This window comes from Ammoniphilus soli (assembly GCF_040813775.1).
This window is the reverse complement of sequence record NZ_JBEGDL010000015.1, coordinates 1-15,424: the sequence shown is the minus strand read 5'-3', so window position 1 is coordinate 15,424 and position 15,424 is coordinate 1. Positions and strand designations below refer to the sequence as shown.

Here is a 15,424-nt window from a genome sequence, read left to right as displayed (position 1 = left end):
TCATTTAACCTCCTTTACGAAATTTTTCAGTATCCCCAGCTCTTCCATTTCCTTTCGGGTTACAGGATCATTGATGATATTTTCCATCTCTTCCTGAGCATCTAATTGCAAATCCCGATAGGCCTCAAGAATTCCTTCGGACGTCCCTTCGGATTCATTTAAAATCCGATTCGGTTTAAATAAGCGGGAGCATATAACAAGAGCTAGCACGCTTCCTGCGATCCCCAACAGCAAAGAATAAGAATTAATCATTTTTTCTGATGAAATCAAAGGGAATACTCTTTTCCCGATAAAGAATCCGCCTAAGCTAAAGAAAAGACTAATTAATACGGAGTAGAGAATATTAGCCGGCAAGACTGTATCGCCTAATATTTCAAGATATTCTTCGTCTTTTACTTCATCAACTCTCTCTGGATAGGTTTGTTTCGGAGAATCCAGGCGATTCTCCGAAACAGCGGCTTTAGTTGGCATTAGCAACCCCCATTTCTACTTGTTTCGTGATCTCTAAAATGCGGTCATAGCGAACATCCTTTTCACGAATGGCTTGTTCCACAATTTTGTCGATATCGCTTTCATTTGCACCCGCCATCATGGCCAGATTCCGTGCATGCAATGCCATATGGCCTTTTTGAATGCCTTCTGCAGCCAAGGCACGCAATGCACCTAAATTTTGCGACAGACCAACGGCAGCTATACACCCCGCTAGTTCTTCCGCCGTCTGAATATCCATGATTTTTAAAGCCGCACGGGCAGTGGGATGGGATTTGGTTGCCCCGCCAATAATCCCTACGGCCATGGGAAGTTCAATCGATCCTACAAGATTTCCTTGATTATTTATTTCCCATTTCGTTAATGAACGATATCGGCCTGTAACCGAAGCATATGCGTGAGCCCCTGCCTCCACAGCTCGCGTATCATTTCCTGTTGCCAATACCACTGCTGAGATTCCATTCATGATTCCTTTGTTATGCGTGGCTGCACGGTAAGGATCAAAATCAGCAAATTCATAAGCATTGATAATATCTTTAACCACTTCCAGCCCTCCCAAGTCATCGGCGGAAAAAACAGCTCGGGCACGAACCAGTCTGCGGTCTGCCAAGTTAGAAATAATTCTTAAAACGACACGTCCGGAAGTGATCTTCTCCACTAACGGCGCAACCGCTTCCGCCATTGTATTCACGGCATTGGCTCCCATGGCATCTCTTGTGTCTACCAAAAGATGGATGATCAGCATGGACTGGTTGGTTGTTTTTAGAACATTCACTTCAATGTCTATGGCACCGCCGCCTAATGAAACAAGGGTAGGATCCTTTGCATTGCATAATTCAAGAATGGCCGATTTATTCTCATAAACGCGAGCCATCGCGGCATAAGGATCCGCAATATCTACAACCTGAATCTGACCGCGCATAATAGAGCCGCTTTGCGAAGTGAAAAAACCTCCCAAGTTATAAGCCGTTCTTGCCATATTGCTAGCGGCAGCAACTACGGAAGCTTCTTCCGTTGCCATAGGGATTAGTCGATCTTTCCCATTCACTTTAAAATTGGTAGAGACTCCCAAAGGGATGGGCATAAAACCAATATTATTCTCGATCATTGCGTTTGAAATTTTAGTAGGGAAAGGCGTTGAGCCCACGATCAACTGTTTTTCCTCTTCACTCAAATTCCTTTCTTTGGCGACCAAGTTAAGACGTTCCTCTAAAGACAGACGGTAAAATCCTGAAATTCGACTGGATGTCATGATGTTACTCCTTTTTGTGATAAATTTTTTCGCTTTACCAAGTTTTAAATATCTTGAAACGCTTTCAGTAATCAACCACCCCTCGCTTTTGTTTCCTTTAATTCAACCTTGTTGAATAGAATTATACTATATTTCCATGGGGGATGTAAACAGAAAAATTCAAACTTGTTTCTCATTTCAAATAGTGTAGGGGAAATTCCAAATGGAGGGATATAAACCGTACCTATTTTGCTAGATACGGTTTTTTAATCAATCTGAGGTTTGAACGAATACGGTTAATACTTTAGCTTCTTGATCGGTACATGGCAAAAAAGCATGGGGTTTGGAACCATTAAAGTAAGCGCTGTCCCCTTCTTGCAAAAGGTATGAATCACCTTCATAGCTTAGGTAGATGGCACCGGACAATATATAGATAAACTCATCTTCAGAATGCGTAAACGGGGCTGTGATTTCAGAATCCGGGGGAACCGTAACCACGACAGGCTCGATTTTGCTGAATTGTGCACGATTGGCAAGCCTTTCGTATAGATATCCCATTTCCTTGCTTCCCACTTTGGTAGTTCGACTTTTACCAAGCGATAAAACCAAGTCCTGCTGGTTATCCTCTTCTAAAAACCATGACAGGGGCGTTCCTAGATTGTTCGCGATTTTAGATAAGGTGGCGACAGCAGAACCCGTTTGACCGTTCTCAATCTTTGAAAGAAGACTTTTCGTAAACCCACATTTATCGGCTAATTCCTGTTGTGTCAACCCTTTGTTTAGTCTGGCCTCTTTTATTCGCTTTCCAATTTTCTTTATATCGATAGCAAACACCTTCTTCCTTTTTATTGTTTAATTATACTATTGGTTAGTGAATCAATTCAACAATGTTGAATATTACTCCACAAACACATATAACAATCCGAGATTGGCAATGCTGAAAAAGCACATGGAAAGATCATACTTTCCATTGACAAAAAGCCGGATTCCTGTAGGCTGAAAAGGAACATCCGGCGCGAATAACTTTCATTGTTAACTTTTGCCATATAAAGGTTAATGCGGTTTTAAGTTGGGATTGGCCCAATCGATAAGGCTAGACACATCATTTCGAGGTCTCACCTTGATCATTAAACCATCTGGTTTTAAAGTTAATGTCTGCTTAATTATTAACTGGTAGTCAGTGTGATCAATCAAGTCGAAGTATTTGAGTACCATCCCTAATACAAGTGTTGCTTCATGGAGAGCGAATTGTTGCCCAATGCATGAACGCTTTCCGTGCCCAAACGGTTTATAGGCATGATGCGGAACCTTTCTCCGGTCTTCAAACCGTTCGGGCCGGAATTCTTCTACATCCTCCCCCCACACCTGGGTATCTCTGTGCAGCTGAGGGAGCAAGACCATAACTCGTTGTCCCTTTTTAATAGAATACTTTTCTCCAAGGAGCGTATCCTCTTTTGCATAAAGCGAGAAAGCCGGCGCCGTGGGCCACAATCGCAAAGCTTCATTAAGTACCATGCGAATATACTTGAGTTCAACCACTTGATTATAGGTTGGCGTCGGATCCAGTAAAACCCGGTCAACCTCATCATAAGCTTTTTTGAGCTTGTCCCTGTTTTTCAATAAAAAATAGATGGCAAAAGAAAGCAGCCCGCTGGTTGTCTCATGCCCCGCAATTAAAAAGGTAATGATTTGAAATCGAATATTTTCATCGTCAAGAACCTCCCCTGTTTCTGGATCCTTATTGCCCAGCATATGGGAGAGGAGATCTTCCGCATCGGAATCTGTACTTTCTTTCCGCTTCGAAATGATCTTGTCCACAAGCGAAAACATGGTCTCAATATCTTGCTTATACTGCCGTTTGGTGAGGATCATCAATTTGTCTTGAATCGGCAACCGCTGAAGCTGTATCATCGCTTCATTTAGTGCGCGAACCATACTGATAATAAAGGGATGAGGCTGATCCCGATCAAAACTGTTAAATCGGTAATTGAATCCACATAAACCGATGGTATCCAAAGTAAGCCTAGTCATATCTTCAGGTACCTCCACGATTCCTTCAGGTCCAACCCCTGCCCATTTTTGCATGAGCTGCACAGCGATATCCACCATCATAGGATGATATCCTTTCATCGCACGCTGAGAAAAGCTCGGCAGCAGGATATTATGGGCTTTGCGCCAATTGGGCTCGTGCGTTTCAGCCGTGAATAATCCATCTCCCGCAAAGGCTCGAACGTTTTTTAAAGCACCGCCAATACTTTTGTCAAATCGGGATTCATCACAAACTTCCTTTACATATTCATGGCCGGATACTACGACCACACTTCCTCCCGGTCTTTCTAAGCGAAAAATGGGCCCCTGCTCGTCCGCAAGCTTCATTAATGACAGGATCGGCTCCGTTGAATTGATGAGAGGAAGATTGCCGAGTGGTCCATATGTTTTAGGTTTAGGAATAAGGTTAACTGAGTCCAACACGCTCTCTCCCTTTAGCCATTTAATCCAGTTCATTCTTTGCGTAGTTTGTGATTTTCAGAGTAAGGGTATGCAAAAAGCGGAGACCAGATGAGCTCTCATGATAGCAAATATTCTTTTAAAGCCGTTTCGTCTAAAACTTGAATATGCCGATAGGCTAGTGAAATCCACCCGTGCTCTTCAAATCTTTTTAATTCTTTTGTTGTTGTGACTCTGGCAATCCCAATCAGTTCAGCTAATTCTTGATGGGTGTAATCAATCGAATACCTTGCATCTGATTCTTTATCTTTAAAATAAGTTCCGAGCTGGACTAATAGATGCGCTACTTTTTTATCAGCTGACAAGAAAGCCATACTGTAAACTTGAATGGAAAGAAGACGAATGGTTTGGGACATTAAGTTCAAAAGTTCGGCAATTAAGCTGGGATGCTGTGTTAGGTAAGGCAGCAAACTTTGCATATCAACCGAAAGCAGTTCTACATCGGTCATCGCGCTTGCGGATGTGGCTCTTGGGGTGTGGCTGAAATAAGACGCATCCCCGAATATTTGACCGGCTCCTAGTATTTTGACGGTTAGTTCATTCCCATTTACGGCGGTAAAAAACAGACGCACCCTCCCTGATTTAAGCAAATAAAAAGTATCAGCCTCATCATCTTGTATATAGATGATTTCGTTTTTTCGGTAGTGTTGTTGGTTTCCGATTTTTTCCATGGCACTATATAAATTGGATTCTTTTGGTACAGCTTTTAGTCTAATTATTTGATTCAAATTCCCCATCTCCTTATTTAGATTGTAACGTAGATTACAATCTTTTGGGATGTAAAATGCTACTATTAAGAAAAGTTCTATTGAACCTATTCGAAGAGGATGGTGGGGTATTGAAATGAGGAATATGACCGTACTTGGAGCAGGGATTATGGGGCATGGTGTCGCTCAATTATTTGCCCAAGCAGGAAAAAATGTGCGCATTCAAGCTAGAACCGAGGAATCACTGGATAAAGCAAGAGAACTCATTACAAACAGCCTGAAGATTATGGTTGAAAAAGAAATGCTGACTGAAAGAGATATGGAGCAGGCATTAGCTCGTATCACATATACAACAAATTTATATGAAGCACTAGAAAATGCTGATTTCGTTCTTGAATCGATTCCGGAAGTTCTTGAGCTAAAATTGGAAACGTATGAGATCATTGAAAGCGTTGTCTCTGACAAAACGATTATTTCGTCTAATACCTCTACCTTTCCGTTAAAAGAATTAACTCAAAGAGCAAAGAATCCGGAAAGATTTATCATTACTCACTTTTTTAACCCGCCACAGCTTGTCCCGCTAGTGGAAATCGTTAAAGTCGATCACACGGATGAAAACGTCATCCAAGTAACTCATGACTTAATGAAAGAAATCGGGAGATCACCCGTCGTACTGCAAAAAGAAGTTCCAGGCTTTATCGTGAACCGAATTCAAGTAGCTATGCTTCGTGAAGCGTTTCATTTAATGGAAATGGGAGTGGCTACTGCAGAAGATATCGATACCGTTATGAAAGGAAGCATGGGCTTTAAATGGGCTTTCTGCGGACCGATGGAAAGTCAAGATTTAGCAGGCCTGCAAACAACGAAATATATGGTGGAGAACTTATTGCCTGAACTTTCAGATGCAAAAGAGCCTCCTGCCTTTTTGGCAAAAATGGTGGAGGATAATCAGCTCGGCATTCGAACGGGAAAAGGATTCTACACTTATGAAGATAATCAAGCAGCAGAAAAAATACGTAAACGCGATGACGATTTTCTCGAACTGCTAAAATTGCAGAACAGAGAAAAGAAAACCCTGTCACCAGCCCAATAAGAAATGTTAAAAAAGCTATGATCGATCATAGCTTTTTTAACTGTTGGTATATTATTCACTCACTTTTTTTCCATAACTGCGAAGTAGTTTTCTTCAGTATCCGCAAAATTGAATACTCGACCAGAAGGCATAGTTACAATTTCTCCGACTGTGACATTTTTATTTGATAAGTTGTTATGTAATGTATCAAGATTATCTGTGAAAAACAGTAAAGACGGTGTACCGAGATTTAATTCAGGCTCCACTTTAGCAATAAATTCTTTATTGTGGAGTATAATACTTGTTTCAGCTTCCTTTGTCGGAGCAATTTCAATCCATCTCATTCCTTCACCGTTATCTTCTTCAGCAAGCACACTAAACCCTACTTTTTCAGTCCAAAATCCCACTGCCTCATCTTGGTTCTTTACATACACCATGACTTGACCCAATTTATTAATCATTATAATCACTCCTTTTTAGAATATAGTCAAAATTATACCACTCTTCAATCTATTTTGTTGCATAATTTTGTAAATAATTATCGTCATGGAATTTTACTAGCCACCGTCTTGGATGAGCAATCCTGCCTTTTAGTTAAAAAAAGAAGCAGCGGTGGCACACTGCTTCCTAGAGTTAAATTGTATCCCCGTTTGTTTTAATTACGTCTTGATACCAATAAAAACTTTTCTTCTTGATGCGTCTTAAATCTCGCTCGTCAGTTTCGTCACGATTGATATAGACAAATCCATACCGTTTTTGGTAACCATTTAACCAACTAAGTAAATCCGTAAATGACCAACTGCAGTAACCCATCAAATCAACACCGTCATTTATAGCTTGTTTACATTGCTCAAGATGGGATTGGAGATATTCAATCCTATAATCGTCGTTAACCGCATCATTAGACTCTAGAACATCAAACTCGCCAAGACCATTTTCCGTGATGAAAACGGGGAGTTGATATCTGCTGGTAATGCGTCGCAGTCCTACCCGTAAACCTATGGGATCAATAGCCCAATCCCAATTTGAAGTTTCTAGGTTTGGATTACGCTTGGTCTTATATAATCCCGGTATTCCTGTTTCTTCCCCGCTGCCTTTTTTTCCAGTCCGATTGAATCTCCCCTCTTCCACCCCATCAACTGGATTAAATTCGTAGGTGATGGTTTGATAATAATTGACACCTACAAAATCTGGCCTTCCTCTTTGAAGCAATTCAAGGTCACCTTCCTGTAGGGTAGGTGCGAGTCCTTGTTCCAATAGATACTGGTATGGAATTTCCGGATATTTTCCCCAACAGTAAACATCAAGCCACCAGTTGTTCGTAAATTCCTCGGCATTTTCAAAAGCCAATATATCCTTTGGATCACAGGTTAGAGGATACGCTGGGGAGTAAGCAAAGCTGGGTCCAATTTTCCCATTCGGTACATACTTCCTAAACGATTCAATCGCTTTTGCATTGGCTAAGAAAGCAATATGATTCGCTTCATAAAATCTTTTTCGGTCTTTTACCCCCGGCGGGTGCATCGCTGTGATAAAACCATGATTGGTGTTATAGTTTTGTTCATTTAAGGATACCCAGTATTTCACGCGGTCCCCGAACCGCTGATATAGCGTGATGCAATAGTTATTGAAGTCCTCAATAATTTGCCTGGATTCCCATGCCCCGTATTCCTCCATTAAAGAGTAGGGAACATCCCAATGGTATAGCGTTAACACGGGCTCAATATGATGGGCTAATAACTCATTGATAAGATGATCATAAAACTGTAACCCCGCCTCATTCACTTCGCCCTTTCCTTTTGGGTAGATTCTGGGCCAACTAACGGAAAATCGATAGGCCTTTAAACCCATTTCCGCCATTAAAGCAATATCTTCTTTATAACGGTGGTAATGATCTACCGCTACATCGCCATTTGATCCCTTAAATGTTTTACCGGGTATTTTAGTAAACACATCCCAGACGGAAGGTCCCTTGCCATCCTCATCCCAAGCCCCTTCTATCTGATAGGCTGCTGATGCGGATCCCCATAGGAAATTTGCCGGAAACGACTTTAACTCTTTATGTATCACACTCTTCACTCCTATTTTTGACTTATTCCTGCACCCACATGGGAAGATAAATTTGAAAGGCAAACAGGATACTCAAGGTTAACCCTATGATCATTAAAAAGCTGTAAACAAGGAGATCCTTACGTTTTTTTTTGTTTCGTATCAGCCGAGGAATATCCCAGGAAGCAAGCAGGAGGAACAGGATTAGAATCAGAATGACCTTCATTATCATTTTTTGAACTCCTTTTCTTCCCAGAGCGGCGATTTGTTCGTCAAGCCTGTACGGAGGACGGTTACATCAGTGGTGATCGTCACTTTCAGCCTTGGAAATTCCTGATCCCACCGTTCTTTAAACTTGTTTTCCCACTCTTTCGGATAGGCTCGCTCCACTTCCCTTCCAAATCCAAAAATGTCCGATTTAAATTTTCTTTGGGCTTTATCTAGTGCAGACTGGATTCGATTTTGAATATCCTCTTCCAATGTTTGCTCCACAATTTGAATGGCTTTCGGATTCGATAAATCCAGTTTCGAACTGTTCTCATACAGATCGGCATCAGCCCTTACTTTAACTTGGATTTTCAACTGGTCATCCTTTAGGATCGGCTTGATTTTTGTATTTGTCCGAAAGAATTGTACACTTACCTTTCCATTTCCTTTATCCTCTGGCATCGGTACCGTGATCACACCCGCATTGATCTCATTGCGGAGCCAAAGTACACCTCTTGATTCGTGGACGTTCATCCATCCGATGAGTTGATCCTTCTTGAATATCCCTGCCCCGTTGATAGTAAGGTTGGTTTCCTCTTTACCCGGAGATTCCCGTTTGGCGGATTCTTCCCCGACGGTTACGTTCGAGGGCATCAATGCGATTTCCGAAGCCATCGGCTCCACCCCCTCTGCCATAAGCATATCAACAAAATCCCTGACATTTGACATAGGCCCAATTTGCAGTTCGACTTCTTCTCTTATGATTTCGGCGGGGATTTTTTCAAATTTGGGGCTAAATTTTACAATCTTCAAAGCTTCCCCTCTTGTCAATATAATGTAATTGCGCATTCGGACCTCACGATACCGGGTGAAGAAATCCAATACCGGCGAAATTCCGCTGCGAGCCAACGGTTCCCCAATGACAATGATATTGCTGTGCGAAAAGAAAATTTTTCTCGGCAGTTTCTGTTGGAGGTTCCGATAAGCATCCATAATCGTCTCTCCCTTTTCCGAAACGATCCATACCGCCTGGCTTCCGATGCCTTGGCCTCCGCCTCCTCCTCCGCCCCCTTGGCCAGCCGGACCCAGCAATCGAGGAATCGCCAATTGCAGCGCTACCCGAATTTTATCATTCTCCACCTTATCGATTCCTACTGCGGTCACAACCGCCAAGTCATTGATCTCCGTCCGGCTCCAACAGCCGGAAAGAAACGGCATCACCAGCAGGATCAGAACAAAAACATGTCGCATTTTCATCTTCCAATACCCTTCCCTGAAAAATCCTACTCCCTGCGATTGGGCAACCGGGGGCGCAATGATGGAGACATTCGCTGCGGATTTCTTTTGGCCGCCTCTTCCGGGCGATTGACCATATTCCACCATGGCATCCGAACCAGCACATCCTTCAGGTCACCGAAATGCATAGGGGCCATAGGGGACAGATAAGGCCTGCCGAACGACCGAAGGCGGCACATATGGCTTAAAATAAACAAGAGACCTAATAATATTCCGTATAATCCCAGTATCGCAGCGAGAATCATCATGGGAAAACGAAGCATTCGAATGGTGATCGCCTGATTGAAGCTCGGCATGATAAAAGAAGCGATTCCGGTGATCGACACAACAATCACCATCGGGGCGGAAACAATGCCGGCCTCCACGGCGGCCTGACCGATCACCAAAGCTCCGACAATACTTACCGCCTGTCCGACCGGCCTTGGCAGGCGCACCCCCGCTTCCCGCAATCCTTCAAAGGAAATTTCCATCAGTAAGGCTTCGACAATCGCGGGAAAGGGAACCGTTTCCCGCGAGGCTGCGATGCTGAATAACAGGGTAGTCGGAACCATTTCCTGATGAAACGTCAATAAGGCAATGTAGAGAGATGGGAACAGCAATGCAATCACCACAAATAAAAAGCGGATCCAACGGATTGCCGTCGTCATCATAAAACGTCCATAATAATCTTCACTCGCCTGCAGCATTTCATAAAAGGTAACCGGAACAATCAGGGCAAAAGGGGTGTTATCGATGATAATCCCTACTTTCCCTTCCAATAAATTGCCGACCACTTTATCCGGCCGTTCCGTATACTGAACTTGGGGAAAAACGGAATAGGGATTGTCTTCAATAAGCTCTTCGATATATCCGCTTTCGAGTATGGCATCGATGTCAATCCGGCCGATTCTTTCGCGGACTTCCGCTACCACGGATTCATCCGCAATCCCATCCAAGTACGTAATAGCGAGGTCGGTTTTCGATAACCGCCCGACCTTCATGGATTCCATTTTGAGAGTAGGTGTCTTCAGCCTCCTGCGGATGAGACTTGTATTGGTCCGCAAGCTTTCCGTAAATCCCTCCCTGGGACCGCGGATCACAGCTTCCGTTGCCGGTTCTTCCACCGAGCGGGACTCCCATTCTTTTGCACTAATGAATAAGGCTTGGCCTATGCCGTCCAGGATCAAAGCCGTGTCCCCGGATAACACCCGATCCGTCACCTCTTGAAAATCCCCCCCGCTGCTTACCTGGGCAGCGGAAATCACGCGGTTCCGCAGAAAATGCTCCAATTCCTCAAAGCGAAGCAGGGTTGGGGACACGGGATTTTTCCCATATTCGAGCAAAGGCTTGATGACATCGTCGTCAATCAATTTCATATTGACGAGACCATCCAAAAAAACAATCATCCCTTTCTGCCGGTCACCTAATTGAAAATCCCTATACACAATATCGGAAGAGCGATCAAAGATCGTTTTCAATTGTTCTGCATTCCGCAAAAGATTCGTGCTCAGCCTTTCACTTTCCAAACGTTCTATCTTGGTATTGGGGGGGTGATCCAATCCATTTTTGCGCTCTCGTCTAGAGGTCACTAAACTTTTCAACCGGCCTAGTATTCCTTTTTTCATGCCGCGTGCCCCTTTCCATAAGCCTTTGCGTTTCTTCTCGCTGCCTTCTCATGGCCAAGCCCAAAAAGTTTCGTTAACATCAATAAAAGGCTTATCTCCTTTTTCTGAAGGAAGGAAAAAATAGCGTATTGATAAGGGAACCTGCCAATACAATGAGCGTTACGATCATGTAGACCGCTCCCATTACTGCTATTACCAATTCTAAGGGGGTGAAGGTATAAGAATGGATATTCACCGCGAGTTTTGAAGAAAAATCTGATAAATAATAGTAAAAACACCATCCGATGAAAGAGATGAGCACAATGGCAAACCCTACACCACGAAAAGTCTTCATCCTCTCTCCTCCAGCGTTGAAATGAATCTATATATTGTTATCATTTTCCAATTCAATGTTATTCATGCTCAGAAATAGATTCATTGAGCTCCATTACATCCTTCATTTGCTTTCGTTTAGAAAAGAAAAGCCTCGATAATAATGGTAGGTATAAACACAAGTTGGATGCTTGGAGAGCGAGGAATGATTAAGGTTTCCGCTTGCTCCCTTTTAAGCATAGATGAGAGGGGAAGGAATTTGGAAAAAATAGGGTTAAGACAGCTCTTTCTTGTTATGTTGGCTTTCGAAGTTGGAAGCGCGATCATCTTCTCTTTAGGGGCAGAAGCCAAACAGAACGCTTGGTTTGCCGTCTTAGTCGGCATGGGGTTTGGCTTGGTTTTGGTTTCCGTCTTCACCAAATTATCCGGGTATTATCCAGGCCATTCATTCATTGAAATCATTCAAAATATTTTTGGCAGGCTGATTGGATTTCCATTGAGTATCACATATATCCTTTATTTTACATCCCAAGCGGCGAGGATTAGCCGGGACTTCACGGAACTGATTATTTCCACCATTTTAGTAGGAACTCCTGCTCTGGTTATCATATCCAGCTTTGTAGCCGTCATTATTTATACTCTCCGCGGGGGGATTGAAGTTTTCGGAAGGATGGCAGAGATGGTGTTTCCGGTTGTTATGGTCGTATTCCTAGCCACCTGGATCATCGTTTGCGCTTCAGGAGTTGTCGATCCGACACAGCTTTCGCCTGTACTTGGAGGAGAATTATCAAGCATATGGCAGGATGCATTTCCTATTCTCACCTCCCTTCCATTTGGGGAATTGATTGCGTTTACTATGGTTTGGACGGGGATCAAGGATAACAGGAAGCTTAAAACGGTAGGGAGAGCTGTTGTTCTTTCAGGTGGAATTTTATTATCCCTTAATATTGCAGGAATGATATCTGTTCTTGGGTCTCCTTTATACAGCAGGCTCAATTACCCCCTCCTGGCAACCGTTCGGATGGCTTCTGTAGCGGATTTTCTTGAACGGATCGATGCCGTGGTTATCCTGCTCATGGTAGCGGGGGGATTTTTTAAAGTAGGTGTATATCTATATGCCGCTGCGGTTGGAACAGCCCACTTATTTCAACTGCAAAGCTATCGTTCTGTTCTGGTTCCGCTTGGTACCATTATTGTCACCCTTGGACTGATCATGGCTAGAAATGTTGTGGAACACAATGTCATAGGATTGGAATTTCTCATGACCTATGGACATCTTCCCTTGCAATTTGTAATACCCGCTTTATTGCTGATAATTGCCTATTTTCATGAAAAGAGACGTGCTTCGTAACCGCCCGCTACTCCGATTGCTTTTGAAAGGGTGCCGATTAAAAGATTTGACTGTGCCAGTCCCCCTTCCCTTCTCATCCCCCTTTTTTAGGTACACATAGAAGTTTAAAAAATGAGTTTTATAAGTTAAACTATAATTACTAAATTGTTAAGCGCTTAAATAATAGCTTGTATATTTCCAGCCTTAACGGGTACGGAGGAAAAAATGAAGGTCACCATTTATGATGTAGCGAGGGAAGCAGGGGTTTCCATAGCCACGGTATCCAATTTAATAAACAACAAGGGCCATGTAGGTGAGAAAACCAAAAAGCATGTTTTGGAAGTCATGGAACGGCTGAACTATCAACCTAATTTTTTAGCTTCTGCTTTGATGGGAAAACAAACGTATACACTAGGGTTGGTTTTGCCTGATATCTCTAATCCTTATTACGGTCAACTCGCAAAAGCCATTGAAAGTAAAGCGATTGAATTAGGGTACAGCGTTATCCTGTGCAGTACGTATCATGAGAATGATCGAATCCAAAAATACATTTCTCTTCTCCAGCAAAAGAAAGTAGATGGAATCATGATCGGAACAGGGGAAAGCGACAGCATAATGGATCAGTTAAATAAATTAGACATTCCCATCGCTCTGGTCGGCAGAGACATCCCCTCCCTTTCCGTGACCTCCGTTCTAGTTGATGATTTTGTCGGAGGGTATTTAGCAACGAAACATCTGGTAGAGCTAGGACATGAAAAAATTGCGATTATAACCGAAAATTTTAAAGTCGTAAACACCAGCGAAAGACTTAGGGGATATAAGTTTGCGTTAGAGGAAGCAGGCATACTTTTTTGTGACCAGTTATTGAAAACCTGCGATTTTACGGTAGAGGATGGGAAGGCCAAGGCAACAGAGCTTCTGCTAAACTCATCCATCCGTCCAAGTGCCATTTTTGCCTGCAATGATCTTTTAGCGATTGGGGTTATTCAGGCGGTGAAAGAGCTGGGTTTACGTGTTCCTGCAGATTTATCCGTAGTCGGTTTTGACAATATCATGTTTGCTGCCTACACGGATCCTGCCTTGACGACCGTGTCCCAGCCCATCGATCAAATAGGGATGAAAGCCGTAGACTTGCTTGTGGATGAAATCAATAAAAAAGAAGAGATCAAGCAACGAGTAACGTTCCGGCCCCAGTTGGTGGTTAGGCAATCTGCAACGCGTATTTAACTTAATTGCCGAGAAGTCCCCCACTTAAAAAAGTCGGTACTAATTCTTACCGACTTTTTTTAGCCCTATTCCCCACATGGTTGGCAGCTCTTGTTTATTCCACAAAACAATCAAAACGGCAGCCAGCAATCCCATCAACCCTACAAAATAAAATCCTGCCGCTATTCCCAGCACTGAATTCAACAGTCCGGCAAGAAAAGGTCCAACAAACATTCCGACCGCATATAGCGCCTGATAAACCCCCATCGCTGTCGCTCTTTTTTCATGGGGAATCGATTCAATGGCAATCCCTAGTAGCAGCGGAAAAAGCAGTCCTAGGGAAAATCCATTGAAGCCTTGAAAGATACATAGCCAGACTCTTGTATCGGCAAACGGAGTAGCTAATGTAAATAATGCACTGAGTATAAACGCTATCACCAGAGAGTTCCATTTGCCGAATATCGGAACAAGCACCCAGCCCATAAAAAGCGTAGCAATGGCATGGGGAATCATGAATGAAAACACGATCAAGGTCAGATCACTGGCCTGAAGCCCAATACCTAAGGCATAGGTAGGGATGAATCCAAACATCGTTGTAAAGATGATACTATGAGCCAAAATCGATAATAATGAAACCTTCAATAACAACGGATCCTTTAAAACAGGTGCGAGATCTTTCCATTGTATTGGGGACCTCATAATTCCCTCTTTAGGCTCAAAAATAAAGAAGGCAAGTACCATACCCATTAGGGCGATCATCCCGCCCATCCAAAATGGGGTTTTCCATCCCCATTCATCCACAAGATATCCGCTTAAACTCATGCCTAGCAATTGCGCCAACACGACGATAAATGAAATATCTCCCATGGCGCGATGAACGTCCCGTTCTGAAAAGTAACTGGCATATAATACAGTAAAAGCAACCCAGGTAGCTGCAGCAATACCCGCAAGAGCGCGAGAGACAAGCACCCAGCCCAGACTGTCTGTCAAGGCAAAGGTCAAGCAGCTGGACACACTCGTTAGCATTCCGAAGATGATGAACGGTCTTCTACATTTTACAAGATCCGAGAAGATGCCGAGAGGAAGGCGAAATAAAAATTGCATAAGACCATAGCTGCCCAAGACCACACCGATAAAGGTATAGCTCCCTCCCTTGGATTCAGCATAGGGGGATAAAATGGGAACGTAGAGAAAATGCGAAAACCAAAGGATGAAGGAAACGACTAAAAAGATAGATCTATTTCTAGCGGAAGTACCCAATTGAAATCAGCTCCATTTTACGTATGAGAAAAGAGTACCAAGCCGCAACCTGGTACCCTTCCTGATAAACTCTTTATTCCATCCGCTATCGAAGTAACTCGCTTTTAATTCGATCGAGGTTGTAACGGCAGGATTCATCAGCTCTTTCTTCCT

Annotated in this window: 14 protein-coding genes and 1 pseudogene; 3 read left to right on the top strand and 12 right to left on the bottom strand. The window is 43.1% G+C overall.

Features of this window, described 5'->3' with window-relative positions; translation table 11 throughout:
- From ABLT31_RS23895 to ABLT31_RS23875, 5 genes and pseudogenes are all read right to left on the bottom strand, one after another.
- On the bottom strand, positions 1-471 hold the full coding sequence (locus tag ABLT31_RS23895) for a hypothetical protein (protein WP_367756478.1): 471 nt from the start codon (positions 469-471) through the stop codon (positions 1-3).
- Positions 461-1,816 (bottom strand): hydroxymethylglutaryl-CoA reductase, degradative, encoded by a 1,356-nt coding sequence (locus tag ABLT31_RS23890; RefSeq protein WP_367756476.1) that lies wholly within the window; start codon positions 1,814-1,816, stop codon positions 461-463. The genes ABLT31_RS23895 and ABLT31_RS23890 overlap by 11 nt, the downstream gene beginning before the upstream one ends.
- 174 nt (positions 1,817-1,990) lie before the next feature.
- Positions 1,991-2,554, bottom strand: coding sequence for a helix-turn-helix domain-containing protein (locus ABLT31_RS23885; protein ID WP_367756474.1), 564 nt, complete (start codon positions 2,552-2,554; stop codon positions 1,991-1,993).
- Between the two features lie 258 nt (positions 2,555-2,812).
- A pseudogene (locus tag ABLT31_RS23880) lies at positions 2,813-4,225 on the bottom strand (cytochrome P450); the annotation flags it as partial.
- Between the two features lie 62 nt (positions 4,226-4,287).
- On the bottom strand, positions 4,288-4,956 hold the full coding sequence (locus ABLT31_RS23875) for a Crp/Fnr family transcriptional regulator (RefSeq protein ID WP_367756472.1): 669 nt from the start codon (positions 4,954-4,956) through the stop codon (positions 4,288-4,290).
- A 115-nt stretch (positions 4,957-5,071) separates the two neighbouring features.
- On the opposite strand from ABLT31_RS23875, the gene ABLT31_RS23870 reads away from it, so the two are divergent.
- Positions 5,072-6,028, top strand: a complete 957-nt coding sequence (locus ABLT31_RS23870) for a 3-hydroxyacyl-CoA dehydrogenase family protein (protein ID WP_367756470.1) — start codon at positions 5,072-5,074, stop codon at positions 6,026-6,028.
- 59 nt (positions 6,029-6,087) lie between these two features.
- Here ABLT31_RS23870 and ABLT31_RS23865 read toward each other — a convergent pair whose 3' ends face one another.
- From ABLT31_RS23865 to ABLT31_RS23840, 6 genes are all read right to left on the bottom strand, one after another.
- Complete coding sequence (locus ABLT31_RS23865; RefSeq protein WP_367756468.1) at positions 6,088-6,468, bottom strand: VOC family protein; 381 nt, start codon at positions 6,466-6,468, stop codon at positions 6,088-6,090.
- Between the two features lie 172 nt (positions 6,469-6,640).
- Positions 6,641-8,077: a glycoside hydrolase family 1 protein gene (locus ABLT31_RS23860; protein WP_367756466.1), complete on the bottom strand. Its 1,437-nt coding sequence runs from the start codon at positions 8,075-8,077 to the stop codon at positions 6,641-6,643.
- A 22-nt stretch (positions 8,078-8,099) separates the two neighbouring features.
- Positions 8,100-8,288 carry a hypothetical protein gene (locus ABLT31_RS23855; RefSeq protein ID WP_367756464.1) on the bottom strand — a complete coding sequence of 63 codons (189 nt, stop codon included), beginning with the start codon at positions 8,286-8,288 and terminating at the stop codon, positions 8,100-8,102.
- A complete protein-coding gene (locus ABLT31_RS23850) occupies positions 8,285-9,520 on the bottom strand; it encodes a Ger(x)C family spore germination protein (protein WP_367756462.1) in 1,236 nt (411 codons plus the stop codon). The genes ABLT31_RS23855 and ABLT31_RS23850 overlap by 4 nt, the downstream gene beginning before the upstream one ends.
- Positions 9,521-9,546: 26 nt before the next feature.
- A complete protein-coding gene (locus tag ABLT31_RS23845) occupies positions 9,547-11,163 on the bottom strand; it encodes a spore germination protein (RefSeq protein WP_367756460.1) in 1,617 nt (538 codons plus the stop codon).
- 91 nt (positions 11,164-11,254) lie between these two features.
- Positions 11,255-11,497, bottom strand: coding sequence for a hypothetical protein (locus tag ABLT31_RS23840; RefSeq protein WP_367756458.1), 243 nt, complete (start codon positions 11,495-11,497; stop codon positions 11,255-11,257).
- 183 nt (positions 11,498-11,680) lie between these two features.
- Here ABLT31_RS23840 and ABLT31_RS23835 point away from each other — a divergent pair, with 183 nt between their 5' ends.
- Together ABLT31_RS23835 and ABLT31_RS23830 are read left to right on the top strand one after the other, a co-directional pair.
- Positions 11,681-12,826 (top strand): GerAB/ArcD/ProY family transporter, encoded by a 1,146-nt coding sequence (locus ABLT31_RS23835; protein WP_367756456.1) that lies wholly within the window; start codon positions 11,681-11,683, stop codon positions 12,824-12,826.
- Positions 12,827-13,030: 204 nt separating this feature from the next.
- The gene (locus tag ABLT31_RS23830; protein WP_367756454.1) at positions 13,031-14,032 is read left to right on the top strand and encodes a LacI family DNA-binding transcriptional regulator; all 1,002 of its coding nucleotides are present in this window, start codon (positions 13,031-13,033) and stop codon (positions 14,030-14,032) included.
- A 39-nt stretch (positions 14,033-14,071) separates the two neighbouring features.
- Here the strand turns inward: ABLT31_RS23830 and ABLT31_RS23825 are convergent, their stop codons facing one another.
- Positions 14,072-15,271, bottom strand: coding sequence for an MFS transporter (locus ABLT31_RS23825; protein ID WP_367756452.1), 1,200 nt, complete (start codon positions 15,269-15,271; stop codon positions 14,072-14,074).
- Positions 15,272-15,424 lie beyond the last annotated feature (153 nt).

Excerpts from the sequence above, each read along its gene's own strand:
- ABLT31_RS23895 (WP_367756478.1), bottom strand. The coding sequence starts at position 471 with ATGCCAACTAAAGCCGCTGTTTCGGAGAATCGCCTGGATTCTCCGAAA.
- ABLT31_RS23870 (WP_367756470.1), top strand. The coding sequence starts at position 5,072 with ATGAGGAATATGACCGTACTTGGAGCAGGGATTATGGGGCATGGTGTC.
- ABLT31_RS23865 (WP_367756468.1), bottom strand. The coding sequence starts at position 6,468 with ATGATTAATAAATTGGGTCAAGTCATGGTGTATGTAAAGAACCAAGAT.
- ABLT31_RS23855 (WP_367756464.1), bottom strand. The coding sequence starts at position 8,288 with ATGATAATGAAGGTCATTCTGATTCTAATCCTGTTCCTCCTGCTTGCT.
- ABLT31_RS23850 (WP_367756462.1), bottom strand. The coding sequence starts at position 9,520 with ATGAAAATGCGACATGTTTTTGTTCTGATCCTGCTGGTGATGCCGTTT.
- ABLT31_RS23845 (WP_367756460.1), bottom strand. The coding sequence starts at position 11,163 with ATGAAAAAAGGAATACTAGGCCGGTTGAAAAGTTTAGTGACCTCTAGA.
- ABLT31_RS23840 (WP_367756458.1), bottom strand. The coding sequence starts at position 11,497 with ATGAAGACTTTTCGTGGTGTAGGGTTTGCCATTGTGCTCATCTCTTTC.
- ABLT31_RS23835 (WP_367756456.1), top strand. The coding sequence starts at position 11,681 with ATGATTAAGGTTTCCGCTTGCTCCCTTTTAAGCATAGATGAGAGGGGA.
- ABLT31_RS23830 (WP_367756454.1), top strand. The coding sequence starts at position 13,031 with ATGAAGGTCACCATTTATGATGTAGCGAGGGAAGCAGGGGTTTCCATA.